At 68.3% G+C, this 26,620-nt stretch carries 24 protein-coding genes and 1 pseudogene; 2 read left to right on the top strand and 23 right to left on the bottom strand.

What is annotated here, in order from left to right:
- Positions 1–59 precede the first annotated feature (59 nt).
- From hflC to Talka_RS01180, 16 genes and pseudogenes are all read right to left on the bottom strand, one after another.
- Positions 60–968 carry a protease modulator HflC gene (gene hflC / locus Talka_RS01255; protein WP_143889212.1) on the bottom strand — a complete coding sequence of 303 codons (909 nt, stop codon included), beginning with the start codon at positions 966–968 and terminating at the stop codon, positions 60–62.
- An 18-nt stretch (positions 969–986) separates the two neighbouring features.
- Positions 987–2,354: an FtsH protease activity modulator HflK gene (hflK, locus tag Talka_RS01250; protein ID WP_143889211.1), complete on the bottom strand. Its 1,368-nt coding sequence runs from the start codon at positions 2,352–2,354 to the stop codon at positions 987–989.
- Positions 2,355–2,367: 13 nt separating this feature from the next.
- Entirely contained in the window at positions 2,368–3,531 is a 1,164-nt protein-coding gene (gene hflX / locus Talka_RS01245) for a GTPase HflX (RefSeq protein ID WP_246100513.1), read from the bottom strand.
- A gap of 26 nt (positions 3,532–3,557) precedes the next feature.
- Positions 3,558–3,806 carry an RNA chaperone Hfq gene (hfq, locus tag Talka_RS01240; protein WP_143889208.1) on the bottom strand — a complete coding sequence of 83 codons (249 nt, stop codon included), beginning with the start codon at positions 3,804–3,806 and terminating at the stop codon, positions 3,558–3,560.
- A gap of 80 nt (positions 3,807–3,886) precedes the next feature.
- Positions 3,887–5,239, bottom strand: a complete 1,353-nt coding sequence (gene der / locus Talka_RS01235; RefSeq protein WP_143889206.1) for a ribosome biogenesis GTPase Der — start codon at positions 5,237–5,239, stop codon at positions 3,887–3,889.
- Positions 5,236–6,387 (bottom strand): outer membrane protein assembly factor BamB, encoded by a 1,152-nt coding sequence (gene bamB, locus Talka_RS01230; RefSeq protein ID WP_143889204.1) that lies wholly within the window; start codon positions 6,385–6,387, stop codon positions 5,236–5,238. The genes der and bamB overlap by 4 nt, the downstream gene beginning before the upstream one ends.
- Positions 6,384–7,043 (bottom strand): YfgM family protein, encoded by a 660-nt coding sequence (locus Talka_RS01225; RefSeq protein ID WP_185970016.1) that lies wholly within the window; start codon positions 7,041–7,043, stop codon positions 6,384–6,386. The genes bamB and Talka_RS01225 overlap by 4 nt, the downstream gene beginning before the upstream one ends.
- A gap of 54 nt (positions 7,044–7,097) precedes the next feature.
- The gene (gene hisS / locus Talka_RS01220) at positions 7,098–8,405 is read right to left on the bottom strand and encodes a histidine--tRNA ligase (protein WP_143889200.1); all 1,308 of its coding nucleotides are present in this window, start codon (positions 8,403–8,405) and stop codon (positions 7,098–7,100) included.
- Positions 8,402–9,709 (bottom strand): flavodoxin-dependent (E)-4-hydroxy-3-methylbut-2-enyl-diphosphate synthase, encoded by a 1,308-nt coding sequence (gene ispG, locus Talka_RS01215; protein ID WP_143889198.1) that lies wholly within the window; start codon positions 9,707–9,709, stop codon positions 8,402–8,404. Before ispG ends, hisS begins: the two co-directional genes overlap by 4 nt.
- A gap of 7 nt (positions 9,710–9,716) precedes the next feature.
- The gene (locus Talka_RS01210) at positions 9,717–10,670 is read right to left on the bottom strand and encodes a helix-turn-helix domain-containing protein (RefSeq protein WP_185970015.1); all 954 of its coding nucleotides are present in this window, start codon (positions 10,668–10,670) and stop codon (positions 9,717–9,719) included.
- Positions 10,671–10,689: 19 nt separating this feature from the next.
- Positions 10,690–11,499, bottom strand: a complete 810-nt coding sequence (gene pilW, locus Talka_RS01205) for a type IV pilus biogenesis/stability protein PilW (RefSeq protein WP_143889195.1) — start codon at positions 11,497–11,499, stop codon at positions 10,690–10,692.
- Positions 11,496–12,647 carry a dual-specificity RNA methyltransferase RlmN gene (gene rlmN / locus Talka_RS01200; protein WP_143889193.1) on the bottom strand — a complete coding sequence of 384 codons (1,152 nt, stop codon included), beginning with the start codon at positions 12,645–12,647 and terminating at the stop codon, positions 11,496–11,498. Before rlmN ends, pilW begins: the two co-directional genes overlap by 4 nt.
- A 9-nt stretch (positions 12,648–12,656) precedes the next feature.
- Positions 12,657–13,082, bottom strand: coding sequence for a nucleoside-diphosphate kinase (gene ndk / locus Talka_RS01195; protein WP_143889191.1), 426 nt, complete (start codon positions 13,080–13,082; stop codon positions 12,657–12,659).
- Positions 13,083–13,118: 36 nt separating this feature from the next.
- Positions 13,119–14,108, bottom strand: a complete 990-nt coding sequence (rluB, locus tag Talka_RS01190) for a 23S rRNA pseudouridine(2605) synthase RluB (protein ID WP_143889189.1) — start codon at positions 14,106–14,108, stop codon at positions 13,119–13,121.
- Between the two features lie 17 nt (positions 14,109–14,125).
- Positions 14,126–14,683, bottom strand: a pseudogene (scpB, locus tag Talka_RS01185) (SMC-Scp complex subunit ScpB); the annotation flags it as partial.
- A complete protein-coding gene (locus Talka_RS01180) occupies positions 14,674–15,714 on the bottom strand; it encodes an RluA family pseudouridine synthase (protein ID WP_143889187.1) in 1,041 nt (346 codons plus the stop codon). The pseudogene scpB and the gene Talka_RS01180, both read right to left, overlap by 10 nt.
- Before the next feature lie 43 nt (positions 15,715–15,757).
- On the opposite strand from Talka_RS01180, the gene Talka_RS01175 reads away from it, so the two are divergent.
- The gene (locus tag Talka_RS01175; RefSeq protein ID WP_143889451.1) at positions 15,758–16,579 is read left to right on the top strand and encodes an outer membrane protein assembly factor BamD; all 822 of its coding nucleotides are present in this window, start codon (positions 15,758–15,760) and stop codon (positions 16,577–16,579) included.
- A gap of 101 nt (positions 16,580–16,680) precedes the next feature.
- Here the strand turns inward: Talka_RS01175 and rplI are convergent, their stop codons facing one another.
- From rplI to Talka_RS01150, 5 genes are read right to left on the bottom strand one after another with little or no spacing between them, the layout of a single operon-like run.
- On the bottom strand, positions 16,681–17,133 hold the full coding sequence (rplI, locus tag Talka_RS01170; protein ID WP_143889186.1) for a 50S ribosomal protein L9: 453 nt from the start codon (positions 17,131–17,133) through the stop codon (positions 16,681–16,683).
- Between the two features lie 13 nt (positions 17,134–17,146).
- A complete protein-coding gene (rpsR, locus tag Talka_RS01165) occupies positions 17,147–17,425 on the bottom strand; it encodes a 30S ribosomal protein S18 (RefSeq protein WP_143889185.1) in 279 nt (92 codons plus the stop codon).
- Positions 17,426–17,427: 2 nt separating this feature from the next.
- Positions 17,428–17,733 (bottom strand): primosomal replication protein N, encoded by a 306-nt coding sequence (gene priB / locus Talka_RS01160; protein ID WP_342781009.1) that lies wholly within the window; start codon positions 17,731–17,733, stop codon positions 17,428–17,430.
- 26 nt (positions 17,734–17,759) lie between these two features.
- The gene (rpsF, locus tag Talka_RS01155; protein ID WP_143889183.1) at positions 17,760–18,128 is read right to left on the bottom strand and encodes a 30S ribosomal protein S6; all 369 of its coding nucleotides are present in this window, start codon (positions 18,126–18,128) and stop codon (positions 17,760–17,762) included.
- 60 nt (positions 18,129–18,188) lie between these two features.
- A complete protein-coding gene (locus Talka_RS01150; RefSeq protein WP_143889182.1) occupies positions 18,189–20,279 on the bottom strand; it encodes a sodium:solute symporter family protein in 2,091 nt (696 codons plus the stop codon).
- 73 nt (positions 20,280–20,352) lie between these two features.
- Between Talka_RS01150 and Talka_RS01145 the strand changes: the two genes are divergently transcribed.
- On the top strand, positions 20,353–21,801 hold the full coding sequence (locus Talka_RS01145; RefSeq protein ID WP_143889181.1) for a DUF294 nucleotidyltransferase-like domain-containing protein: 1,449 nt from the start codon (positions 20,353–20,355) through the stop codon (positions 21,799–21,801).
- A gap of 43 nt (positions 21,802–21,844) precedes the next feature.
- Here the strand turns inward: Talka_RS01145 and Talka_RS01140 are convergent, their stop codons facing one another.
- Together Talka_RS01140 and ppsA are read right to left on the bottom strand one after the other, a co-directional pair.
- The gene (locus Talka_RS01140) at positions 21,845–24,010 is read right to left on the bottom strand and encodes a 3'-5' exonuclease (RefSeq protein ID WP_143889180.1); all 2,166 of its coding nucleotides are present in this window, start codon (positions 24,008–24,010) and stop codon (positions 21,845–21,847) included.
- A gap of 51 nt (positions 24,011–24,061) precedes the next feature.
- Positions 24,062–26,455, bottom strand: coding sequence for a phosphoenolpyruvate synthase (gene ppsA / locus Talka_RS01135; RefSeq protein WP_143889179.1), 2,394 nt, complete (start codon positions 26,453–26,455; stop codon positions 24,062–24,064).
- Positions 26,456–26,620 lie beyond the last annotated feature (165 nt).

Genomic DNA, 26,620 nt, shown 5'->3' with positions numbered 1-26,620 from the left:
ATTCTATGCCCTGCAAGCTCGCCAGCAGGACAAGGCGCGGCGCGAGCTGCCCGCAGAGCCTATCGTCCAGCGCCGCCCCCCCCGGCTGCGCTCGAGCCCTTGAACGCCTTGAAAAACTCGGAGGAAGGGTCGATCACCAGCACATCGCCTTTGCCATTGAAGCTCGCTTTGTAAGCTTCCAGGCTGCGATAAAACTGCGCAAAGGCCGGGTCGCGCCCGAAGGCTTGGTTGTAGATGCGCGCCGCCTCGGCATCGCCCTCGCCCTTGATTTTTTGCGCCTGCCGGTAGGCTTCGGCCAAAATCACCTCGCGCTGGCGGTCGGCCTCCGCACGGATTTTTTCGCCCTCAGCAAAGCCGGTGGAGCGCAGCTCGTTGGCCACGCGCTTGCGCTCGGCCTCCATGCGGTCATAAACGGAGCGCGTGATCGACTCGGCGTAGTCGATGCGCGAGATGCGCACATCCACCACGTCGATCCCCCAGGGCTTCTCAGCGCCGCGCACCGCCGCCAGCACCTCGCGCTGCACCGCGGCCATCAGTTCCTCGCGCTTGGTGGACAGCAGCTCGCGCAACGTGCGCTTGTTGACCTCCTGCTGAAAAGCGTTGCGCACCACGCGGTTGAGCTGCGCCGCGCCGGCGCGCTCATCCAGCCCGACATTGCGGATGTAGGCCGACGGGTCGGAGATGCGCCAGCGCACATACCAGTCGATGACGACGCGCTGCTTCTCAGCGGTCAGCGTCGGCTCGGTGTCGGTGCTCTCCAGCGTCAGCAGCCGCTTGTCGATGTAAGAGACATTCTGGAATGGCGGCGGCAACTTGAAGTTGAGGCCCGGCTCGGTGACCACCCGGCGAATTTGGCCAAATTGAAACACCACCCCATATTGGCGCTGATCGACCACGAACATCGTGGAGCTGAGCACCGCCAGCAAGACCAGCAACGACGAAACAAAAAAACCCATGCGGTTGGTCATGGCTGCGCTCCAAGCGGATCAGCGACTTTCGCGCTCACGGCTGCGCCCGTCGTCACGCGTGCGGGCATCGCGCGCCGCGGAATGGGACACGGCGCCGGAAGCCGACGGTGAGGCCGGCAACGTCGCCGCCGACGGCGCCTCGCCTGCGCTAACCTGCTGCATGATCTTGTCCAGCGGCAGATACAGCAAGCTGGACTGCGCGCGAGTGTCCACCAGCACCTTGGTCACGTTGGCGTAAATTTGCTGCATGGTCTCCAGATACATGCGCTCGCGCATGACCTGCGGGGCCTTCGCATACTCCGCCTGCACCAGCGCAAAGCGCTGCGCATCACCCTGCGCCTGGGCGATGATGCGGGCTTTGTAGCCCTCGGCTTCCTCCAACAAGCGTGACGCCGCACCGCGCGCGCGCGGCACGACGTCGTTGGCGTAAGCCTCGGCCTCGTTCTTGGCGCGCTCGCGTTCCTGGCCGGCCTTGAGCACGTCGTCAAAGGCGGCCTGCACCTGCTCCGGCGGGCGCACGCCGCCGGCCTGCAGGTTGATGCCGACGATCTCAATGCCGACGTTGTAGCGATCCAGGATGGTCTGCATCAGCGTGCGCACGCGCGGGGCGATCTGCTCACGCTCCTCCGCCAGCGCCGCATCCATCTTCATCTTGCCGACCACCTCGCGCACCGCCGTCTCCGCCGCCTTGACGACGGCGGCGTCCGGGTCGCGGCTGTTGAACAGGTAGGCGCGCGCGTCGCTTAAGCGGTATTGCACCGCAAACTTGATTTCGACGATGTTCTCGTCCTCGGTCAGCATGGCCGACTCGCGCAGCCCGGTGGCGCGCACGATGGCGTCCCGCCCGATATCCACGGAGCGAATCTGCGTCACGAACACCGTCTCGTGACGCTGGATCGGGTACGGCAGCCGCCAGTTGAAGCCGGCGCCCACCGTGCTGTGGTAACGACCAAACTGGGTGATGACGGCCTGCTGGCCTTCCTGCACGACGAAAAAACCGGTGCCAAGCCAGATCAGCACCGCCACGCCGGCGATGAGACCGACGCCGATGCCAGCGCCCTTCGGGTCGGGGCGGCGCGGCCCGCCTTCCCCCCACCCGCCTCGATCGCCGTCACCGCCCTGCCCGCGCCCGCCGCGACCGCCGAAAAGGCTGCCCAACTTGCGGTTGAAATCGCGCCAGAGCTCATCCAGATCCGGGGGCTGGGCGCCTTGGCCGCGCGGGCGGCGCGGCTCTTCAGGGGGGGATGGATCGTCGCCGCGGCCCCAGCGCGGGTCATTGAGGTTGAAGACACCGCGCCATCGGCGCCACCTGGCTTGCGCCTGCGAGCGCAGGCTTGACAGTGGCGCAGCCACGGCCCCGAGCCCCACGGGGTTATGGTCGTTCATCGGCTTGCGTTCCTCATGAGGGATAGGCCAATTGTGCCGCATCGCCCGGATGCGCGGTCAGCCTGGGTGAGCGCGCGACCACGGTTTCGGCCAACGCCTGCCGCAACTGCGGCAGGCCCTCGCCGGTGAGGGCGCTGACAAACACCCGAGTCACGCGCCGCCCTTCGAGTTCCACCTCGTCGCGCAGCGTCCGCGGCCGCTGCGCCGGCGGCAGCGCGTCAAGCTTGTTGGCCACCAGCACCTGCGGGATGCCATCGGCGCCGATGTCGCGCAGCACGCGCTGCACGTCCTCGATCTGCTCCGGGTGCTGAGGGTTGGCCACGTCCACCACGTGCAGCAGCAGGTCGGCCTCGCGCGCCTCCTGCAGCGTGGCGGAAAACGCCTCCACCAGCGTGTGCGGCAGGTCGCGGATGAAGCCCACCGTGTCCGACAGCGACACGTGGCCGGCCTCGGGGCCCAGGTAGAGCTGGCGAGTGGTGGTGTCCAGCGTGGCAAAAAGCTGGTCGGCCGCGTAGGCGCGCGCCTTGACCAGCGCGTTGAACAGCGTGGACTTGCCGGCGTTGGTGTAGCCCACCAGCGAGACGTCGAAGGTGCCGCGGCGCTGGCGCTGGCGGCGCTGGGTGTGGCGCTGGCGCTTGACCAGCTCCAGCCGCTTGCGCGTGCGCTGGATCGCCTCGGCGATCATGCGGCGGTCCAGCTCGATCTGCGTCTCGCCCGGGCCGCCGCGCAGGCCGATGCCGCCGCTTTGCCGCTCCAGGTGCGTCCAGCGCCGCACCAGCCGCGTCTGCAGGTACTGCAGACGCGCCAGCTCCACCTGCAGCTTGCCTTCGTGGCTGCGCGCGCGCTGCGCGAAGATGTTGAGGATCAGCAGCACCCGGTCGTTGACCGGCAGCTTCAGGTGCCGCTCGAGGTTGCGCTGCTGCGCGGGGCTGAGCGCCTGATCGAACAGCACTTCGCTGGCCCCATGAGCGGCAGCCAAGGCTTGAATCTCGTCGGCTTTGCCTTTGCCAACGAAGAGAGCCGCATCGGGTGCCTGACGCCGACAAACCACACGGTCAAGCACCGTAAAGCCCGCGCTACGCGCCAACTCGGCCAGCTCGGCCAGCGTCGGATCGAAAGATCGCTGCCCCAGGTCAACCCCGACCAGGATCACCCCCGGCGCGGACGCAGCCGGCACAGCGCTGACGCCACGATGCACAGCGCTTACGCACCCCCCTCAGCGGCCTGGCCTGGGGTGAATTGAACCGGGCGTCCTGGCACGATGGTGGAGATGGCGTGCTTATAGACCATCTGTGTCACTGTGTTGCGCAGCAAGACGACATACTGATCGAACGACTCGATTTGCCCTTGCAGCTTGATGCCGTTGACGAGATAGATGGAAACCGGCACGTGCTCGCGACGCAGCTGGTTGAGAAACGGATCCTGAAGGAGTTGGGCCTTGTTGTTGCTCACGATATCGTCCGTGTAAGTGTGAGTGAAGTGCAGAAACGCAAAACCAAAGTTACCACAATCATCCGCGCCACGCGTTGCGGTCAGACAAAGGGGTTGTCCTGCGTGCGCAGCTCGATGCGCAGCGGCGTGCCGACCAGGTCGAACGCCTTGCGGAAGCGCGCCTCGAGGTAGCGGCGGTAGGCGTCGCCGACGTGCTCCAGCGCGTTGCCGTGGATGACGATGACCGGCGGGTTGCTGCCGCCTTGGTGCGCGTAGCGCAGCTTGGGGCGCACGTGGCCGACGCGCTTGGGCGCCTGAAACGCCACCGCCTCGTGCAGCAGGCGGGTCAGCAAGGGCGTGGGCATCTTGATCATCGCCGACTCGTAGGCGCGCACGATCGAGCCCCACAATGCCTGGATACCCTGGCGCTGGCGCGCCGAGATGAAGTGCAGCGGCGCGTGCTTGAGAAAGCCCAGCCGCGCCTCGATCGAGCGCTGCGCCAACTGCCGCTGGTAGTCGTCGGCGGCGTCCCACTTGTTGACCGCCAGCACCACCGAGCGACCGCTGTCGAGGATGAAGCCGGCGATGTGCGCGTCCTGCTCGGTGACGCCCTCGGTGGCGTCCAGCAGCAGCAGCACGACGTGCGCCCCCTCGATCGCCTGCAGCGTCTTGACGACCGAGAACTTCTCCACCGCCTGGAACACCTTGCCCTTGCGGCGCAGGCCGGCGGTGTCGATCAGCTCGAAGCGCCGGCCCTGGCGCTCGAACGGCACGCGGATGGCGTCGCGCGTCGTGCCGGGCAGGTCGAACGCCACCAGCCGCTCCTCGCCGAGCCAGGCGTTGATCAGCGTGGATTTGCCGACGTTGGGCCGGCCGGCCACCGCCAAGCGGATCACGCCGTCGTCGCCGCGCGCCTGGTTCCCCTCGGCGGACGCCTCGTCCGGTTCCGGCAGGTTCAGCCGCGCCAGCGCCGCCTCCACCAGCGAGCGCAGGCCCTGCCCATGCGCCGCCGACACCGGCACCACGTCGCCCAGCCCCAGCTCGTAGAACTCAGCCCACTGGCCGCTTTCGCGCATGCCTTCGGCCTTGTTGGCCACCAGCACCACCGGCTTGCCCAGCCGGCGCAGGTAGGCGGCGATGTCGTGGTCCTGTGCGGTGAGGCCCGCGCGCACGTCCACCACGAACAGCACCACGTCGGCCTCCGCGACCGCCTGGCGGGTCTGCTTGGCCATCTCGCGCACGATGCCCTGCTCGGCGCTCGGCTCGAAGCCGCCGGTATCGACGACGATGAAGTCGCGCCCGCCCCAGCGCGCCTGGCCGTAGTGGCGGTCGCGCGTCAGGCCCGGCAGGTCGGCCACCAGCGCGTCGCGGCTGCGCGTGAGGCGGTTGAACAGCGTGGACTTGCCGACGTTGGGTCGCCCGACCAACGCCACCACGGGGGTCGGCGCGGTCATTGCGGCCGCCAGGCAAAAACGCCGCCGTTGCGCGTGACGGCGATCAGCGTGTTGCCGACCGCCAGCGGTCCCTCGACGATCGCCGAACCGTCGGTGGACAGGCGGTTGAGCATGGCGCCGTCAGCGCGCGCCAGCAGGTGCACGTAGCCCTGCGCGTCGCCGATGGCCAGCGACCGCCCGATCGCCAGCGGCGCGCTCAGGCCCCGGTGCAGCAGCCGCTCGTTGACCCACTGCCGCGCGCCGTCGCGCCGCGCCAGCGCGATCACGCGCCCGTTGGCCTCGGTGCCATAGACGCGCTCGGCGTCGGCCTGCACGCCGGTGGCGCCGTCGGCGCTCTGCGTCCACAGCAGGCGCCCGGCCGCGGCATCGACGCAGCCGATGGCGACCTGAAACGCCCGCGCGCACAGCACGTCGCCGTCGCGCCCGGTGCGGCCAACCAGATCCACCAGCCGCTCGACCTCGGTGGCGCCGCGCGTGCGGCCCACCGCCACATCCCAGCGGATGTTGCCGTTGTCCGGGTTCAGCCCGACCATGCGGCCGCCAATGCCGGCCACCAGCGTGTTGCCGACCGCGGTCAGCACGCCGCGCTCCTGCAGCACCAGCGGCTCGGTGCCGCGGCTGGTCTGCTGCCACAAGCGCGCACCGTTGCGCGCGTCGAACGCGGTGACGCTGCGGTCGCCGGCCAGCACGAAGACGCGCTCGCCGGCTACCAGCGGCGCGGTGAAGACGCGCGCCGGCAGGCGCTGGCGCCACGCCACGCCGGCTTCGGTCAGCACCACCAATTCGGAAGCGCGCGTCACCAGCGCCACGCGGCGGCCGTCGAAGCCGACGCCGGCGGCCATGGGCGCGCCGGCCGCCGCGCGCCAGCGCAGCCGTCCGGTCTCGCCGTCGAGGACGCTGACCTCGCCGGCGGCGTTGGCCAGCGCCAGCTGACCGTCGCGCACCACAGGGGTCAACAGCGCGTCCACCGGGCCGATCGACTGCGTCCAGACCTGACGCGCCTCCACCAGCGGCACCACCGGCTCCAGCGGCGCTGGCTGCGGTTTGGGAGGGCCGCTGGAGCAGGCCGACATCAGCCAGGCGGCAGCCAGCGCCAGCGCGGGACGCCCCGCCCCGCGAAGGATGGCACGCCGAACGGACGGTCTCATGGCTGCCCTTCCTTCTCGCTTGGATCGACGCCAAGCGCGTTCAACTTGGCCTCGACGATGGCTCGCCAGCCGATGTCGGCTGACAGTCCTCGCCACGCTTTCAGATAGGCTTCGCGCGCCGCCTCGGGCTGGCCCTGACGCTGCCGTAAATCGCCCAGACGATCGTCACGCCACGGCTGCAAGGCCGTTGGCACCGGCGCTTCCAGCAGGCGCTGGGCTTCGTCCCACTGCTGGGCATCCAGCGCCAAGCCCGCCAGCCGCAGCCGGGCTACGGCGGCCAGTTCATCGTCGTCACGCCGCTGCAGCACAAAGCGCAGCGCCGCGCGCGCCTCCTCAGCTCGCCCCGCTTCGGCCAACGTGCGCGCGGCCAGCAAAGCGCCCAGGCGCGCCTGCGCGGTACCTCCAGCCTGCGCCTGCAGGTCAGCCCATGCGCGCTGCACGCGGTCGGTGTCGGCTCCGTCAACGGCTTGCTCCAGCTCGTCGAGCAAAGCAGCCCCTTGCAGCGCCTGACGGTTTTGCCAAAACTGCCAGCCATGCCAGCCGGCGTAAGCCAGCAGCAGCGCTGTCAACGTCCACAGGATCGCCTGTCCCCAGCGCGACCAAAACGCCTTGAGCTGCGCGAGCTGCTCTTGTTCTTCCCAATCGTATGCGGCCATGAAACCTTGGTGTGGTGCGTCGCCCCGCATTGTAGGGGGTGCGGTCGGCAGCCTTCACGAAATTGACGGTGACAGCAACTCCGAGGCCCACTGGGCCGCCTCGTCCAGCGGGCGGCGCACCTGCTCGGTGATGGCGCCGCCCGGCTCGGCGCGCAGCGGCTTGACCGCCACCATGCCCTGCGCCAGCTCGTCGGCGCCGAAGATCAGCGCGTAGCGCGCGCCGCTGGCGTCGGCCTTCTTGAACTGCGCCTTCATGCCGGCCAGACCGTCGGCGGTGCGGGCGTGCATCAGCACCTGCAGGCCGGCGGCGCGCAGCGCGCGCAGCGCCGGCAGCACGCGCGGCCAAGCCGCTTCGTCCGGCACGATGGCGTAGGCGTCCGGCACCGGCGGGGCCGGCAGGCGCTGCTGCGCCTCCAGCAGCGCCAGCAGCCGCTCCACCCCCATCGCCCAGCCGACGCCGGGCGCGGGCTTGCCGCCCAGCTCGGCGACCAGCCCGTCATAGCGCCCGCCGGCGCACACCGTGCCCTGCGCCCCCAGCGACGTGGTGACGAACTCGAACACCGTGTGGTGGTAGTAGTCCAGCCCGCGCACCAGCCGCGGGTTGACGCGGTAGGCGATGCCCTGCGCGTCCAGCAGCGCGCACACCGCGTCGAAGTGCGCGCGCGAGGCTGCGCCGAGGTGATCCAGCAGCCGTGGCGCGCCTTCCACCAGCGCCTGCATCGCCGGGTTCTTGGTGTCGAGGATGCGCAGCGGGTTGGTGTAGAGGCGGCGGCGCGCGTCCTCGTCGAGCTGGTCGCGGTGCTGCTCGAAGTAGGCGATCAGCGCCTGCCGGTGCGCCGCGCGCTCGGCCGGCTGGCCCAGCGTGTTGAGCTCCAGCGTCACGTCCTGCACGCCGAGCTCCTGCCACAGATCCGCGGCCAGCGTGATCAGCTCGACGTCGGCCTCCGGCCCCGCGAGGCCGAGCGCCTCCACGCCGATCTGGTGAAACTGCCGGTAGCGCCCGCGCTGCGGCCGCTCGTGCCGGAACATCGGCCCCATGTAGTAGAAGCGCTTGGGCCCGTCGTAGAGCAGCGCGTGCTCCACCACCGCGCGCACGACGCCGGCCGTGCCCTCCGGACGCAGCGCCAGCTGCTCGCCGTTGAGCCGGTCCTCGAAGGCGTACATCTCCTTCTCGACGATGTCGGTGACCTCGCCGAGCCCGCGCACGAACAGCGCCAGCGGCTCGACGATCGGCGTGCGGATGTTGCGGTAACCGTAGCGCTGCAGCAGCGCGCGCACGCGCGCCTCCAGCCACTCCCAATGCGCCGACTGCGGCGGCGCGATGTCGTTCATGCCCTTGACGGCGGTGATGCGTTCGCTCATGCGTGCGGTTGGGGGGTGGCGCCCGCGCCCCAGCGGCGCGCCACGTAGTCCTCGACGATCTGGCGGAAATCCTCGGCGATGCGCTCGCCGCGCAGCGTGGCCACTTTCTGGCCATCGACGTAGACCGGGGCGGCCGGCGCCTCGCCGGTGCCGGGCAGGCTGATGCCGATGTCGGCGTGCTTGCTCTCGCCCGGGCCGTTGACGATGCAGCCCATCACCGCGACCTTCAGGTTCTCGACCCCGGGGTAGCGCCGGCGCCATTCGGGCATGGCGGCGCGCAGGTGGTCGTCGATCTGCTTGGCCAGCTCCTGGAACAGCGTGCTGCTGGTGCGCCCGCAGCCCGGACAGGCGGTCACGCTCGGCACGAAGGCGCGCAGCCCCAGTGCCTGCAGGATCTCCAGCGCCACCACCACCTCCTGCGTGCGCGGCTCGCCAGGCTGCGGCGTCAGGCTGATGCGGATCGTGTCGCCGATGCCCTGCTGCAGCAGCACCGCCAGCGCCGCGGTGGAGGCCACCACCCCCTTGGTGCCCATGCCGGCCTCGGTCAGGCCCAGGTGCAGCGGGTGGTCGCAGCGGCGCGCCAGCTCCTGATAGACCGCGATCAAATCCTGCACGTGCGACACCTTGCACGACAGCACGATATCTTCGGGCTTCATGCCGAGCTGCTGCGCGCGCTCGGCGGAGGCCAGCGCCGAGGTGATCAGCGCCTCATACATGACCTGGCGCACGTCCCACGGCTGCGCGCGGCGCGCGTTGGCGTCCATCAGCTCGGCCAGCAGCTCCTGATCGAGGCTGCCCCAGTTGACGCCGATGCGGATCGGCTTGCCCCAGCGCAGCGCGGCCTCCACCATCAACGCGAACTGCTTGTCCTTCTTGTCCCCGCGGCCCACGTTGCCGGGGTTGATGCGGTACTTGGACAGGGCCTGCGCCATGTCTGGATGGTCGTGCAGCAGGCGGTGGCCGTTGAAGTGAAAGTCGCCGATCAGCGGCACCGGCACGCCCATGCGGTCGAGCTGCTCGCGGATGTGCGGCACCGCACGCGCGGCCTCATCGTGGTTGACGGTCAGGCGCACCAGCTCCGAGCCGGCCAGCGCCAGTTCCTTGACCTGGATCGCGGTGGCGATGACGTCGGCGGTGTCGGTGTTGGTCATCGACTGCACGCGCACCGGAGCGTCGCCGCCCACCGTGACGCGGTGCGAGCCCCAGGCGACCACGCCCTGGCGCGTGCGCCGCGCGGCGGGGCGCGCAAGCGGGATCGGTCGATCATCATCAGCCGCCGCGGCGGCAGGAATGGAGGCGTCCATGAACCGGTCAGCGAACCTCGAAGCGGGCCACGTTGTTGCGCGCCATCAGCGTCAAATCCAAAGGCCGGCCACGCACTTCCACTGTGGTGGCGTCGGCGCGCCCCACCACCACCGCCAGCGGCAAGTCGTCGTCAAAACGCAGCGTCTCACCCGGCTGCACGTTGCGCTGCAACCAGACGCGCCCTGACGAGCCGGTGACTTGGATCCAACTGGTGGCCGACGTGCGCAAAACCAGCGCCCCGCCGCCGCCCGACTGCGTTGGAGCGGGAACCGCTGCGGTCTGCACCGACGCCGAGCCCGGCGCCGCCTGCGCCGCCGCCCCGGGGCCGTCGGCCGCCGGCGTGGTCACCGAGACTGCTTGACCGGAAGGCGTCGCCGGGGCGGATGTCCCGACGGAGCCGCCTGCACTGGAGGCTGACTGCCGACCCTGATCCTGTTTCGCTGGAGGAAGAGCCGCGGCAAGCGCCGGCGCAGGATCTTGACCGCCGCTTGATGAAAGGTCGGTTGAGCCTTCAGGCTCTGAGCTGGGCGACAGCGCCAGCCATGCGCCCTCCTCATCAGGCCACAGCCCAACCAGCAGCGCAGCCACCAGCAGCCCGGCGGCCAGCGCCCAAGGCCAACGGCGACGCCGCGCGGCGGGAGGGTTGGCAAACGCCGGCGCGGCCTCCTTGCGCGGCATCGGCGCGCCCAAATCCCCGCTGGATGGCGTCAAGCGCGGCGCTTCCCCGCTGGGCAAAGCGGCCAGCACCGGCGCCGGCTCGATCTTGAGCGCCCGACACACCGACAAGGCCAACGCGCGCGTGAACGTGGCATCTGGCAGCGCCTCATAAGCCCCGGCCTCCAGCGCTTGCAGGCGCTGCACCGGCACCTTCAGGGTGGCAGCCAGCGCCTCAATGGGCACCCCTGCTTGCTCGCGCGCCTGGCGCAGTCGCGTCCCCGCATCCAGGTAGGCTGTCGCCACCGTCTCCGCGGATGGCCCGCTACTCATCCCAAGCCCCCCTTTCCAGCGCCCCAGCCTCGCGCGAGGCCGGAAAGCGCCGCCGCAGCTGTTCGGCCAGCTGCGCCACCGTATCCTTGTTGCCGAGCCGGCGCTCAATCTTGAGACCGAGCCAGAGCGACTCGGCGTTGGCCAGCTCGGAGTTGTTGAGCCGGCGTGCGTAAAACTGGGCGCGAGCATCGTCGCCGCGTTGGTGCAGCAGCAGCGCCAGGTTGAACAGGGTCACGGGGTTGCCTGGATCCAGCTCAAACGCGCGCAACAGCGAGCGCTCGGCCTCCAGCGGCTGGCCGGCCCGCGCCTGACACACCCCCCTAGCCAACCAAGTGCGGGCGGCGCCTTGATAAGCAGGCGCATCCAGGGCGCGAGCAAACGCGTCGAATGCAGCCGCATAGCGCCCATCCTGACACAGCATCCAGCCATAGTTGTGCCAGGTGTTGCCATCGCGCGCATTCAACCGCAACGCCTGCTGAAAGCTGTCTTCCGCCAGCCGCGGGTCGCGCAGCGCGGTGTAGATCAGGCCGCGCAAGTTGAAGGCGGCGGCGTAGGTCGGGTCGATCTGGATCGCCTGCTTGACCTCGTCCAGCGCCACCGTCAGCTGGCCCTGCTCGAAATAGCCGGAGGCGAGTTCCACCCGCGTGCGCGCGCGCTTGCGCTGCGGCGGCTCGTCCGACTCGGTGATCCAGTCCTGCCCGGCGGTGCCGGGCCGCGGCGCGCCGGCGCAGCCGGCCAGCGTGGAGGCCAACGCCAGCACAAGCAGCCCCCAAGCGGCTGCGCGGGCGCGCGCCCGGGTCATGACGCCACCTCCGGGGCGGGCGAGCGACCACGCTCGACGCGCAGCGGCACCACGCGCCGGCGCGCCAGCCGCTGTGCCGCGCGCGTGCGGTCGCGCACCTCGCCAGCCAGCTGGCCACAGGCAGCGTCGATGTCGTCGCCGCGCGTCTTGCGGATGGTGGTCACGATCCCGGCAGCGTTGAGCCGGTCGGCAAAGGCTTTGACCGCCTCGCGCGGCGAGCGCCGCAGGCCCGACTGCGGGAACGGGTTGAACGGGATCAGGTTGACCTTGCACGGCACGCCGCGGCCGCGGTGCCCGCGCAGCAGCGCGATCAGCCGCTCGGCGTGCGCCGGCGTGTCGTTGACGCCGTCGAGCATGCAGTATTCGAAGGTGATGAAGTCGCGCGGCGCCGCCGGCAGGTAGCGCAGGCAGGCGTCCAGCAGCTCGGCCAGCGGATACTTGCGGTTCAGCGGCACCAGCTCGTCACGCAGCGCGTCGTCCGGCGCGTGCAGCGACACCGCCAGCGCCACCGGGCAGTCCTGCGCCAGGCGCTCCATCATCGGCACGACGCCCGAAGTCGAAACCGTGACGCGCCGCCGCGACAGGCCGTAGCCGTGGTCGTCCAGCATCACGCGCAGCGCCGGCGCCAGCGCGGCGTAGTTCTGCAGCGGCTCGCCCATGCCCATCATCACCACGTTGGAGATGACGCGCTCGGACGTGGCCAAGCGGCGCCGCAGCGCGTGCTCGGCGTGCCAGAGCTGGGCAACGATCTCGCCGGTGGTGAGGTTGCGGCTGAAGCCCTGGTGCCCGGTGGAGCAGAAGCGGCAGCCGACCGCGCAGCCGGCCTGGCTGGACACGCACAGCGTGCCGCGGTCGTCCTCCGGGATGAAGACCGACTCAACGGCGTTGCCGTCGCCGACGTCGAACAGCCACTTGATCGTGCCGTCGGCCGAGACCTGCTCGGCCAACACCGGCAGCGCGCGCACCTCGGCGACCTCGGCCAGGCGCGCGCGCAGGTCGCGCGCCAGGTCGGTCATGTCCCAGAAGCGCGCCACCCCCTTCTGGTGGATCCAGCGAAACAGCTGCACCGCGCGGAAGCGCTTGTGGCCCAGCCGCTCGCAGAAGGCGGCCAACCCCTCGAGGTCGAAGTCGAGCAAATTGGCCGTCATACCATAAGATCAGCGGGAGTAAATCGCCATGCCGGGAAAGAAGAAGGCGATTTCCGCGGCTGCCGTATCAGGGCCGTCCGAGCCGTGCACGGCGTTGGCGTCGATGCTGTCGGCAAAGTCGGCGCGAATGGTGCCAGGGGCGGCCTTCTTCGGGTCGGTGGCCCCCATCAGCTCGCGGTTTTTGGCGATGGCGTTTTCCCCTTCCAGCACTTGCACCATCACCGGGCCCGACACCATGAAATCGACCAGATCCTTGAAAAAGGGCCGCTCGCGGTGCACGGCGTAGAAGGTCTCGGCCTCCCGGCGAGAAAGGTGCACCATCTTGGCGGCGACGATCTTGAGGCCGGCCGCCTCGAAGCGGCTGTAGATCTGGCCGATCACGTTCTTGGCGACGGCGTCGGGCTTGATGATCGAAAGCGTGCGTTCAAGAGCCATGGTGAAATGATGATTGCTTTTGCAAAAACTGCGATTTTAGCCGTTTTGACGTCGCGCGGACAAACGCGAACCTGACTTGCGCGCCGAGGTCGGCGCTTGGGGTGCCGCGGGCCTGGACGCCTTGTTGACAGCCGCCGCCACGCCGCTGGCGCTGGCTCGTGAACGGGGCGATCCTGTCGCCGGCGAGGTGGCGGCGGCCCGTGGCCGAGGCTGCTGGTCTGCGGGCAGCGGCAAGCCGGCCTGCGCCATCAGATCGGCCACCGCCTGCGGCTCCAGCTCCCACCACGTGCCACGCCGCACGCCGCGCGGCAGCGTGACCGTGCCATACCGCACCCGGATCAAGCGGCTGACCGCATGCCCGACCGCCTCAAACAACCGCCGCACCTCGCGGTTGCGCCCCTCGGTCAGCACCACCCGATACCAGCGGTTGGCTCCGGTGCCGCCAAGCTCCTCCAGCGCCTGCACCCGGGCCGGGCCGTCATCCAGCTCCACCCCGCTGAGCAAGCGCTCGCGCTCGTCGCTGGACAACGCGCCCAGCACCCGCACGGCATACTCGCGCTCCAGGCCGAATCGAGGGTGCATGAGCCGGTTGGCCAGCTCGCCGCTGTCGGTCAGCAACAGCAAGCCTTCGGTGTTGATGTCCAGCCGCCCGACCGCCATCCATTTGCCTTGCCGCAACGCCGGCAGACGAGCAAACGGCGTCGGACGGTTTTGCGGATCGTCCAGCGTCACCACCTCGCCCACCGGTTTGTGGTAGGCCAGCACGCGCGGCAAGCGCGAACGCTGCGCGCGCCAGCGCACCTGCTGGCCATCCAAATGGATGGTGTCGCGCACAGTGACGCGCTGCCCCACGTGCGCGGGTTGACCGTTGACCTTCACGCGCCCGGCGGCAATCGCGGCCTCCATGTCCGCCCGCGAGCCCAGCCCTAGCTGCGCCAGCACCTTATGCAGCTTGGCCGACGGCAAGCCGGCCGCCGAGCGTGGCTCGCGCGGCGCTGATGCCGCGGCAGATCGGGATCGTTTCATGCCGGTTGTTCCGTCATCGGCTCGGACGCAGCCAAGCCAGGTAAATCGGGTTGAGGCTCGGGGACGGCGCCATCCAGCGCCGGCAGCGCTTGCAGCGACTCTAAGCCCAAATCTTGCAAAAACTGCTGCGTGGTGGCGTAAAGCGCGGGCCGCCCTACCGTGTCGCGATGGCCCACCACCTCGATCCAGCCGCGTTCCTCAAGCTGACGCAAGATCGGCGTGCCCACCGTCACGCCGCGGATGGCTTCGATGTCGCCCCGGGTGACGGGCTGACGGTAGGCAATGACGGCCAGCGTCTCCAGCACCGCGCGGCTGTAACGAGGCGGCTTTTCGGGATGCAGCCGCTGTAGAAAGGCGTGCATATGGGGACGCGATTGAAAGCGCCACCCGCCTGCCACGCAAACCAGCGTCAGGCCACGGCCCTGCCAGCTCTGCTGCAGCCGCTGCAGGGCAGCCTGCACATCGCTGGCGGACAGTGCGCCGTCGAACAGCGCCGCCAACTCCGACACGCTCAGCGGACGGCCCGCGCACAGCAACGCGGCCTCCAGCACCGGCTGCGCCTCGTCTAGATCCATGCCCTGTCTCCGCTTGCGCCGCCCGGCTCATGCTCGTCAAGAAGCGCGGCATTGTAGTGCAGACCGCTGCGCTGAAGCGCTTGCGCCAAATCGTGCGGCAGCGCGCTGCGCCACACCTGCCACGCCCCAGTGACCGGGTGACGCAAGCCAAGCTGCGCCGCGTGCAGCGCTTGGCGGCTCAGCCCATCGAACGCGCGTCCGCCGTAGAGCGCATCTCCCACCAACGGATGCCCAAGCCAGGCCAGATGCACCCGGATTTGGTGCGTGCGTCCGGTATGCAGCCGACAGGCCAGCAAAGTCATGGACGCGTGGCCATCCAGGACGCGCAGGTCGGTGCGCGCCGCCCGCGCCCCCGCGCCGCCGCAGGCCAGCACGGCCATGCGCAAGCGTTGGCGAGGATCGCGCCCGATCGGCGCCTCCACCGTGCACTGCGCAGGGCGGCGCCACGCCCCCCAAGCCAGTGCGACATAAAGACGCTGCACCTGACGCGCGGCGATGGCCGCCACCAAGGTCTCATAAGCGTGCGGACTTTTGGCCACCACCATGAGCCCGCTGGTGTCTTTGTCCAGTCGATGCACGATGCCGGCGCGCGGCAAACCGGCAGCCCCCGGATGGTAAGCCAACAAGCCATTGAGCAACGTGCCGCTCCAATGCCCTGCGCCAGGATGCACGACCAAGCCCGCAGGTTTGTCGAGCACCAGCAGGTGGTCATCTTCATGCACCACCGACAGCGGCATTGGCTGCGGCGCATACGCCTGGGCCTGCGGCACCGGATGCAGCTGCACCGTCACCGTCTGCCCTGCCGCCAAGCGACGCGCGCATTTGGTGACCGGCAGCCCATCCACCGACACATGCCCCTGCTCGATGCCGGTTTGCCAATACGAGCGCGACAAGCCGGGCATCACCTGCGCCAGCCAGCGATCCAGCCGCTGGCCATGGCCGTCGGCGTCCACCCTCAACACGCGGGTCTCCACGCTGGCCTCGTCCAGCATGTCGTCGGCGTGGTCGATCTCTATAATGGATTGCCTCATTTCCTCTTTATGGCGGGACGCCCCGCCCCCTTGCGGCCCATCGATGAGACCTCGCTTCCCTACCCTACTGTCATGGCCTGGCCGGGCCTGCGCACTGGCAGTGCTGACCGCCGCACTGGCCGGCTGCGCCAGCAGCCCCCCCAAAGATGCCACGGCCAACTGGAGCCCCAACAAACTCTATGCCGAGGCGATGGATGAGCGCGCCGCCGGCAATTACGACAAGGCCATCCAATACTTTGAAAAGCTCGAGGGCCGCGCCGCCGGGACGCCTTTGGCGCAACAAGCCCAGCTTGAGAAGGCTTACACGCACTACAAAAATGGCGAGCCCGCGCAAGCGCTGGCGACGCTGGATCGCTTCATGCGGCTGCATCCCACCAGCCCAGCGCTCGATTACGCCCTGTATCTGAAAGGCCTGGTCAATTTTAACGACAACTTGGGCCTGTTCGGGTTTATCTCCCAGCAAGATCTCTCGGAACGCGACCAAAAAGCAGCGAAAGACTCGTTTGAAGCGTTCAAGCAACTGGTCGAGCGCTTTCCTGATTCGCGCTACGCCGCCGATGCCCGCCAGCGCATGGTCTATATTGTCAATGCGCTGGCGCAATCGGAGGTGCACATTGCTCGCTATTATTTTCGGCGCGGCGCTTATGTGGCGGCGATCAACCGAGCGCAACTGGCGATTCGCGACTACCCCAACGCCCCCGCCAACGAGGAAGCGCTGTATCTGCTCTACAAATCGTATGAGGCGCTTGGCATGGAGCAACAGGCGCATGATGCGCGCCGCGTGCTGGAATTGAATTTTCCGCAAAGCACTTTGCTGACCCGGGGCTTGACAATCGACCGCGGGCCGTGGTGGCGGCTTTGGTGAGCTTAGCCATCCAAGCTGACGACTCCCCAAAGCAGCCGTCTTCAAATCAAACGGGCCACCTTTGAATGGCGGCCCGTTTAAACTTTTGCGCGATCGACGTTTTAGACGGTTTCACCGAGCACTTGCACATTGACCTCCACCGTCACGTCGGTGTGCAGGCCAATCTGCACGGTGTAATCGCCCACGTTTTTAAAGACGCCGTTGGGCATGCGCACTTGCGATTTATGCACCGGGAACCCCGCTTTGGCAAGTTCCGCCGCGATGTCATGGTTGGTCACCGAGCCGAAAAGGCGCCCATCCACCCCTGCCTTTTGCACGATGCGCACCGTGTGACCTGACATCTTCTCTGCCAACGCCTTGGCTTCGGCCAGCTTGGCTGCAGCGGCTTTTTCCAGCTCGGCGCGGCGGGCGTTGAATTCCTCAATGGCTGCCTGGGTTGCGCGACGCGCGCGTCCGGTTGGAATCAAATAATTGCGGGCGTAACCGTCTTTAACTTTGACGATGTCGCCCAGGTTGCCCAAATTCACGACCTTGTCAAGCAAAATCACTTGCATGTTGCGGGCTCCTTCAAACGCGATGCTGATCGGTGTACGGCAGCAAAGCCAGGAAGCGCGCCCGCTTGATGGCCTTGGCCACTTGTCGCTGGTAAATAGAGCGCGTGCCAGTCAAGCGCGCCGGAATGATCTTGCCGTTTTCGGCGATAAAGTCTTTCAAGGTCTCAATATCCTTGTAATCAACTTCTTCAACGCCGGCGACTGTGAAACGGCAATATTTTTTGCGCTTAAACAGCAGGTTATTGCTGGCGCGCTTTGGACGTGCGCTCGTGTTGCGTGGAGCTGTCGCCATGATCAACTTTCCTGTAGCAATTCAAAAGACTGGATATGAAAAACAACGCTTCGGCCACGCCGCGGCGAGAGCAAGAAACCCTGGCATTGCAAGGCTGCACCCAAGTTACCATGAGCAAGACGCTCAGCCAGCACCCCCATCGCCACAGCCTGAATCCGCAAATTCACCAAGCGCTGACCCTCGGCCTCCTCCTGCCACGACTGGTGCTCGAGGACAAGCTCTTGCACCGCCAACCCGGCAGGGGTGTAGCGCAAGGCAGCCCGCTCGACCATCTTGGCCTGCAGACAAAAACAATTGACCGCAGGCAACCGCGGCGGGTCGCGCTCAACTTCGCTCAGGCGGCCGCCTCCTGTTGCGCCTGGGCCTTGCGCGCCTCTTCGCGCTCCACGGCTTTCATCATGGCCGACGGGGCAGTCTCCGCCTTCTTCTTCTGCACCACCAGGTGGCGCAGCACGGCGTCGTTGAAGCGAAACGCCGTTTCCAATTCGGCCATCACCTCTTTGCTGGCCTCAATGTTGAGGCACAGGTAGTGCGCCTTGGACAGCTTGTTGATTTGATAGGCCAGCTGGCGCCGCCCCCAGTCTTCCACACGGTGGATGATGCCGCCACCGGCGGTGATCATGCCCTTGTAGCGCTCCAGCATCGCGGGCACTTGCTCGCTCTGATCCGGATGGATCAACATCACGATTTCGTAATGACGCATGCACACTCCTTATGGAAAAACTGCCGCCCCGGCGTCGGTCGGGTGCGGCAAGGAAGCCCTCTATTGTAGCTCGTCCGGGCCAGGAACGTGCAACTTCCGCACCCACGCGCGTCGCTGAGGCGAAGGCGGGCGCGTCAGCAAGCTGACCACCACCAGCGTCAGCGCCCCGGCGGGAACGCCAAACACGCCGGCGGCAATCGGGTCGATTCCCCACCACAGGCGCGGCTCGCCGGTGATGCCCAGCACCCCGCGCAGCCACGGCTGGTTCCATGCCAAGTAGCCCAGCGTGACGCCCATGCCGACCAGCATGCCCGCCACCGCCCCAGCGCCATTGGCGCGGGACCAAAAAATACCCAGCACCAGCGCCGCAAACAAGGCTGCGGCCGCGATCGAAAACGCCGCGGCCACCAGCAACAGGATGTCCGCCGGCTTTTGCGCAGCCACATACGCCGCCAGCAAGGCCACCAACAGCAGCACCACTTTGGACAACGCCACCCGGCGCGCCGTCACCGCTGCCGGCGCCAGGGTCTTGTAATACACATCGTGGCTGAGGGCGCTGGTGATGGTCAGCAACAGACCATCCGCCGTGGACAGCGCCGCAGCCAAGCCCCCGGCGGCCACCAGCGCGGCGACCACATAGGGCAGGCCCGCAATTTCGGCCGCAGCCAGCACAATGATGTCGCCACCCAGCGTGATTTCGCCCAACTGCAGCACACCGTCGCGGTTGACGTCGTGCACCGACAGCAGGGATGGATCAACCTGGCTCCACGCCGCCACCCACGACGGCAGCGCCTCAAAGCGGGTGCCAACCAGCTGCGTAAAAACTTCGTATTTCACCAGCACCGCCAACGCCGGCGCCGTCCAATACAGGATGGCGATGAACACAATGCCCCACGCCACCGACGTGCGGGCTTGGGCCACGCTGGGCACGGTGTAAAAGCGCATCAGCAAATGGGGCAACGAAGCGGTGCCCAGCACCAAGCACAGCACCAACGCCAAAAAATTGCGCCGGCTGTGCTCAAACGCGGCGCGCTCCTGTGGCGAGCCGTCGGGATCACCCGCAAACGGCTGCGCATGGGGCGGCAGGCCGCCCAGCGGCTGGGCGCGCGCTTGCGCTTGCGCCCACTGCTGGCTCCAGAGCTGGCGGGCGCTGGCCTCATCGCGCGGCAGGCGCGCCAGCGCCCGCTCCACCGCCGCGATCTCTGCCGGATCCGCCCCCATCTGCTGCAGCGCTTGCCAATGACCTTCGAGCTGGGCGCGCTCGCGCTGCAAGGCCGCGGCAGGGTCGCGCAGTCGCTGCTCCAATACCTGCGCCTGCTGGGCCCAGATGCGCTGCACGTGCCGCTCCTCGGGCGCGTCGCGCAGCGCTTGTTCGCGTGCGGTCACCAGCTGCAGTTGCGTGCCGTAAGCCAACGGAGCCAGCCACGAGCCGGTCTGCTTCAACGACAGCCACAGCACCGGCGTGACAAACGCCACGATCAACACGATATATTGCGCCACCTGCGTCCAGGTGATGGCGCGCATCCCGCCCAAGAACGAGCACACCAGAATGCCGCCCAGTCCGAGGAAGACGCCCACCTCAAACGCCAGCCCGGTCAGCCGCGAGGTGATCAGCCCGACCCCGACGATCTGCGCCACCACATAGACAAACGAACACAGCAACACCGCCACCACCCCGATCAGACGCGGCCAAACGCCGCCGTAGCGCTCGGCGAGAAAGTCCGGGATCGTGAATTGACCGAAGCGGCGCAAATAGGGGGCCAACAGCAAGGCCACCAGCACGAAACCACCCGACCAGCCCAGCACAAACGCCAGCCCGCCATAGCCCTGCATGAACAAGGTGCCGGCCAGGCCGATGAACGACGCCGCCGACAGCCAATCCGCCGCCAGCGCCATGCCGTTGAACAGCGCCGGCACCCGCCGACCTGCGACGTAATACTCCACCGGATCGACGGTGCGCGCCCACACGCCGATGGTGGCATAGACGGCCAGCGTGGCCAGCAACAGCAGCATGCCGATCCAGGTGCGCGGCCAGCCCAGCTGCTCCAGTGCCCCCAGCAGCACGATGAACAGCACGAACGCCAGCGCAAAGCGCGCATACAGCGCCAGCAAGGGACGCGTCAAATCGGTGTGGGGTGGGGAGGCGGACATGCCCAAATGAGTGAATCGGCTGGCAGGCGCGGTAGGATGGCGATGTTAGCGCCACCTGTCAGGTTGTCGCCTTATGTCAGCCCCGTCGCACGACGACACCCCGATCTTGTCGGCCACTCCGGTGCGCGCGTTGCTGCGCCGCGCGCCATTGTGCGTGCCGCCCCAGCTGCCGATCCGCGCCGCCGCCCAGCGCATGCGCGAGCACGGCGTCTCCTCGGTGCTGATCGCCGAAGAGGGGGCGCTGCGCGGCATCGTCACCGACCGCGACCTGCGCAACCGCGTGCTGGCCGCCGGGCTCGACCCGGCGCGGCCGGTGATCGAGATTGCCACCACGGCGCTGCAGACAGTGGACATTGGCGACGCTGCGTTCGATGCGCTGCTGCTGATGGCGCGGCACAACATCCATCACGTGCCAGTGACCGAAGGCGGACGCGTGGTCGGGCTGATCTCCAGCACCGACCTGCAGCAGCGCCAGAGCGACTCGGCGGTGGTGCTGGCGCACGCCCTCCACCAGCAAGACACGGTGGAAGACCTGCGCAGAGTGACCCAACGCGTCGGTGCATTGCAGCGCCAGCTGGTGGCCGCCGGCGCCTCGGCGCACGCCATCGGGCGGGTGGTCTCGGCGCTGACGGATGCGCTGACGATGCGGCTGCTGCAGCTGGCCGAGCGCGAGCTCGGGCCACCGCCGGTGCCTTACGCGTGGGTCGCAGCCGGCTCGCAGGGCCGCAACGAGCAAACCGCCCAAAGCGACCAAGACAACTGCCTGGTGCTGGACGATGCCTATGACGAGGCGCGCCATGGCGCTTACTTTGCGGCGCTGGCCCGCTGGGTATGCGATGGACTGCATGCCTGCGGCTACGTTTATTGCCCTGGCGAGATGATGGCGACGACGCCCCAGTGGCGCCTGCCGCGGGCGCGCTGGCAAGAACTGTTTCGCAGCTGGATCGAGACGCCGGACCCGAAGGCGCTGATGCTGACCTGCGTGTTCTTCGACCAGCGCTTCGTCGCTGGCGAGCGCGGGCTGCTGGAGACGCTGCGCGCCGAAGTGCTGGCGCGCACGCCGGGGCAGCGCATTTTCCTTGCGCACATGGTCGCCAACGCGCTGACGCACACGCCGCCGCTGAACTGGCTTGGCCGCATTCAGACCCTGCGCGACGGCGAGCACGCCGGCGCCATCGACCTCAAACACAGCGGCATCGTGCCGATTGTGGATTTGGCGCGGGTGTATGCGCTGGCCGGTGGCATCGCCGCGGTCAACACGCGCGAGCGGCTGCTGCGCGGCGCCGACAGCGGCGAAATCAGCCCCGATCGGGCGCGCGACCTGGTCGATGCGCTGGAATTTTTGAGCACGCTGCGCGTGCGGCATCAAGCACGGCAGCTGGAGGCCGGGCATGCGGCCAACAACCATCTGCGACCGGCGGAGCTGTCGGCGCTGGAGCGGCGCCACCTCAAAGACGCCTTCGCGGTGGTCAAAGATTTGCAAAGCGTGTTGGAAAAGCGCTACCTTGCCGGACGCTTCTGAGTTCACGCGCAAGACCTGCTGCACGGGTTGGCTGGCCGATCAATCAATATGTCAGGCGCGCGTAGTAGGTGCGCTCCGCGGCGCGACGCGCCTGCCCCAGCGTGACGATGCCTTGCTTTTCCAACAGCGGGATCAGGCGCAGGAACACCTCTGCCGTGACAAGGGCGTCGCCCAACGCCGTGTGGCGTCCCAGCACCGGGATGCCCAAACGCGCCGCGATCGCCTCCAGGCTGTGCGACGGCTGCTGCGGGTGCACCACCGCCGACAGCAGCAAGGTATCCAGCACCGGCTGGTCGAACGTGACACCCGCGCTGCGGGCTTTGAGCTGCAAGAAACGCAGGTCAAAGGCCGCGTTGTGGGCCACCAGCACCGTGTCGCGCGCAAAGGCATGAAAGGCGGGCAGCACCTGCTCGATGGTGGGCTGGCCGCGCACCATGGCAGGCGTGATGCCGTGAATAGCGGTGCTCTCAGGCGGAATCGGGCGTTGGGGATCGATCAGCTGCTCGAAGCTTTCATGGCGCAGCAGGCGACCGTTGACGATGCGGGTGGCGCCGATCTGAAGGATCTGATCGCCCTTGGACGGCTGCAAACCGGTGGTCTCGGTGTCGAACACCGTGTAAGAAAGGCTGGCCAGCGGTCGTTCATCCCAGGCCAGCGCTGCCGGCGTCGAGGAAAACAAATCAAAATCATAAAACTCAGGCCGGCTGGTGATCGGCATCTCGGGCGGCGGCGGCGCCGGATGCGGCGCCAGCGGCAGATCCAGGCAAAGACGGAGCCCCTCTTCGTCAAGTTGCCAGCGACAGCCGCCACCGAATGGCTGCAGCCGCTCGCGCAGGCTCAGCGGCGCTGCGTCCGCCTCTTCGAGCCAAGCGTGCAGCGGCCAATCCGCGCCAGCGGGCTGGGGCCATACCGCCTCCAGCCGGATGCATCCTGAATCGCCCTGCAGGGCCCGCAGTCGCAAACAAGCGCCGTGGTTGGGGCGGTGGTTGCACAGCCGTTGCAGCACGCCGGCCAACGCATGGGCTAGGCCCAAGGGTTCCACGCGCACGACCTCATCCAACGCGCAGGGTTCCACTTCGACTTGCAACCCCTCGAGCTGGGACAAGCGGCGCTGCAACACCGCCAGCAAGTCGGCGCCGCGCAACTCCTCGGCGGGCCAATGCACCCACGCCTGCGCCTGCGCCTGCGCAGCCCGCAGCGCCTGCTGCAATTGCTGGCGCAGCGCGTGCAGGCGTTGCGGCAGCGCGCCTTGAACCTCTGCCGACCGCGCCCCGTCGGCGGCGAGTTGCCACGCGGCGGCCACGTCAGCCCATTCCGCCTCGACCTTGTGGAGCGCTTCGTTCCACCGCTGCAGGGCTTGCTGCCATTGCTCGTACTCGCGGGTGATGTTGTCCAGCAGCAACACAAACCCCGCCAGCGCCGCCGGGTCCCTGATCCCCTCCCCTTGCCCGGCATCGCCGAGGTCGCGCACGGGCGCCACCTGCACGCGCAACAGCTGGCCGCTGCGCGTGGCGGTGACGAACTGGGCGCTGGGCTGAACGGCGCCTTTGCGCAAGCGCTGGCGCAGCTCCTCCAGCGCATGGGCAATCAGCCTGCGATCCAGCACCGCGTAAATCGAGCGCCCCAGCCCAAGCAACTCAGCGCCGGCCAGCGCCGCCGGCGCCTGCGACAGGGCGCGCACTTGCCAGCGCGCGCGCTGGTTGTAGAGCAGCACGCGTCCGTCGAGGTTGCAGACGATGACGCTTTGCGTCAGCTCGGCCATCAACGCCGCCAGCCGCTGCTTTTCCTGCTCGATGGCGCGCGCGGCCTCGCGCACGCGCGTTTGCACCTCGCTGCGCCATTCATCGCGTTGCCGCAGCAGCTCGTTGAACAGCCGCGCGACCCGACGCACGTCGGCGGGGCCGCGCTCCGGCAGCGCCGGCGCCGCCGGCGAGGTCAACCGCACCGCCGCCTCCTCGGCCAACCGCCGCCAGGGGTGCACCGCAACTTCAAAGGCCTTTTGCAACCCCCAGGCGATAGCTGCCATGCCCAGCAGCCACATCAGCAGCGCCAGCGTCCAGCGATCGCCCAGCAACGCCAGCATGCGCTGGCGGGCGGGCGGCTCCAGCGTAAGGGCGATCAACCCGACGGTGGCCGCCAGCCACACCAGCGAGACGACGGCTGCGCCGAGCAGCAGCCAAGCCCAACGTGGGTCGAAGCGACGTGGCACGTCCGCTCCCCAGAGCTCGCTCCAGGCCGGCAGCGCGCCGCCCGGGGCGTCTTAAGCCGAGCCGGCCAGCCGGTGCCAGGTGTCGATCACCGTGTCCGGGTTCAGCGAGATCGAGCTGATGCCTTGGTCCATCAGCCAGCGCGCGAAGTCCGGGTGGTCGCTGGGCCCCTGGCCGCAGATGCCGATGTACTTGCCCTGCGCGCGGCAGGCGGCGATGGCGCGCTCGATCAGCGCCAGCACCGCCGGGTCGCGCTCGTCAAAGTCGTGCGCCAGCAGCTCCAGCCCCGAGTCGCGGTCCAGCCCGAGCGTGAGCTGCGTCAGGTCGTTGGAGCCGATCGAGAAGCCGTCGAAGAACTCGAGGAACTGCTCCGCGAGCACGGCGTTGCTCGGGATCTCGCACATCATGATGAGCTTGAGGTCCTGCTCGCCGCGCTTCAGGCCCATCGAGGCCAGCAGCTCGGTGACGCGCTTGGCCTGCGCCAGCGTGCGCACGAACGGCACCATCACCTGCACGTTGGTCAGGCCCATCTCGCCGCGCACGCGCTTGATCGCTTCCACCTCCATCGCAAAGGCCTCGACGAACTCGGCGCTCAGGTAGCGCGCCGCGCCGCGGAAGCCCAGCATCGGGTTTTCCTCGTCGGGTTCGTAGCGGCTGCCGCCGATCAGCTTGCGGTATTCGTTGCTCTTGAAGTCCGACAGCCGCACGATGACGGGCTTGGGCCAGAACGCCGCGGCGATGGTGGCCACGCCTTCGGCCACCTTGTCAACGTAGAAGGCGCGCGGGCTGGCGTGGCCGCGCGCGGCCGACTCCACGGCGCGCTTGAGGTCCGCATCGACGTTGGGGTAGTCGAGGATCGCCTGCGGGTGCACGCCGATGTTGTTGTTGATGATGAATTCCAGCCGCGCCAGGCCGACGCCGCCGTTGGGGATCTGCGCGAAGTCGAACGCCAGCTGCGGGTTGCCGACGTTCATCATGATCTTGACCGGCAGCGGCGGCATCTCGCCGCGCTTGACCTCGGTGACCTCGGTCTCCAGCAGCCCCTCGTAGATGTGGCCGGTGTCGCCCTCGGCGCAGCTGACCGTGACGAGCTGGCCGTCCTTGAGCGCCTCGGTGGCGTGGCCGCAGCCGACCACCGCCGGGATGCCCAGCTCGCGCGCGATGATGGCCGCGTGGCAGGTGCGCCCGCCGCGGTTGGTGACGATAGCGCTGGCGCGCTTCATGATCGGCTCCCAGTTGGGGTCGGTCATGTCGGTGACCAGCACGTCGCCGGGCTGCACCTTGTCCATCTCGGCGATCGAGTGCACGATGCGCACCTTGCCGGTGCCGATCTTCTGGCCGATGGCGCGGCCGCTGGCCAGCACCGGGCCCTTGGCCTTGAGCTTGTAGCGCAGCTCCACCTGCCCGGCGGCCTGGCTCTTGACGGTCTCGGGCCGCGCCTGCAGGATGTAGATCTGGCCGTCGACGCCGTCCTTGCCCCATTCGATGTCCATCGGACGGCCGTAGTGCTGTTCGATGACCAGCGCGTAGCGCGCCAGCTCCAGCACCTCGGCATCCGTCAGGCTGTAGCGGTTGCGCTGCTCCACCGGCACGTCCACCGTCTTGACCAGCTTGCCGCCGGCGGCCTTCTCCTCGGGCGTGGCGAACACCATCTGGATCAGCTTGCTGCCGAGGTTGCGGCGGATGATGGCGTGCTTGCCGGCCTTGAGCATCGGCTTGTGGACGTAGAACTCGTCGGGGTTGACGGCGCCCTGCACCACCGTCTCGCCCAGGCCGTAGCTCGCGGTGATGAACACCACGTCCGCAAAGCCGCTTTCGGTGTCGATCGTGAACATGACGCCGGAGGCGCCCAGGTCCGAGCGCACCATGCGCTGCACGCCGGCCGAGAGCGCCACCTCGCTGTGCGCGAAGCCCTTGTGCACGCGGTAACTGATCGCGCGGTCGTTGTAGAGGCTGGCGAAGACCTCCTTGATCTTGTGCAGGATCTGCTCGATGCCGACGACGTTGAGGAAGGTCTCCTGCTGGCCGGCGAACGATGCGTCGGGCAGATCCTCCGCGGTGGCCGAGGAACGCACTGCGTAGCTGGCGTTCAAGCCCCCGTCCAGCCGCGCGTAGGCGTCGCGGATGGCGGCCTCCAGCTCCGGCGGGAACGGCTGCGCCTGCACCAGCGCGCGGATCTCGGCGCCGGTGGCCGCCAGCGCCTTGACGTCATCCGCGTCGAGCTTGGCGAGCATCGCGTCGATGCGCGCATCCAGCCCGCCGTGCTTGAGGAACAGACGGAATGCGTGCGCGGTGGTGGCAAAGCCGGTGGGCACACGCACGCCCTGCGGCAGCTGCGAGATCATCTCGCCGAGGCTGGCGTTCTTGCCGCCGACGATCTCGACGTCGGCCATGCGCAGCTGCTCGAAGGGCACCACCAGGGCGTCAGGGGGAAAGCGCTCAGACATGGGAACTACACTCCGGATGGTTGAAAAGAAAAACTTTGGAGCAGAACACTCGGGCGCCCTGCCGCCTGCGCCGCCATCTGAATGACGCGCGCCCGCAGCCTGGAGCGGAAGGCGCCGATGCGGCGCGCTGCGCTGGCGCGCCATCTGCCCTGAACTGGGGCCGAT

The organism is Tepidimonas alkaliphilus (assembly GCF_007556595.1).
GTDB lineage: Bacteria > Pseudomonadota > Gammaproteobacteria > Burkholderiales > Burkholderiaceae_C > Tepidimonas > Tepidimonas alkaliphila.
This window is presented reverse-complemented; position numbering and strand designations above follow the sequence as displayed.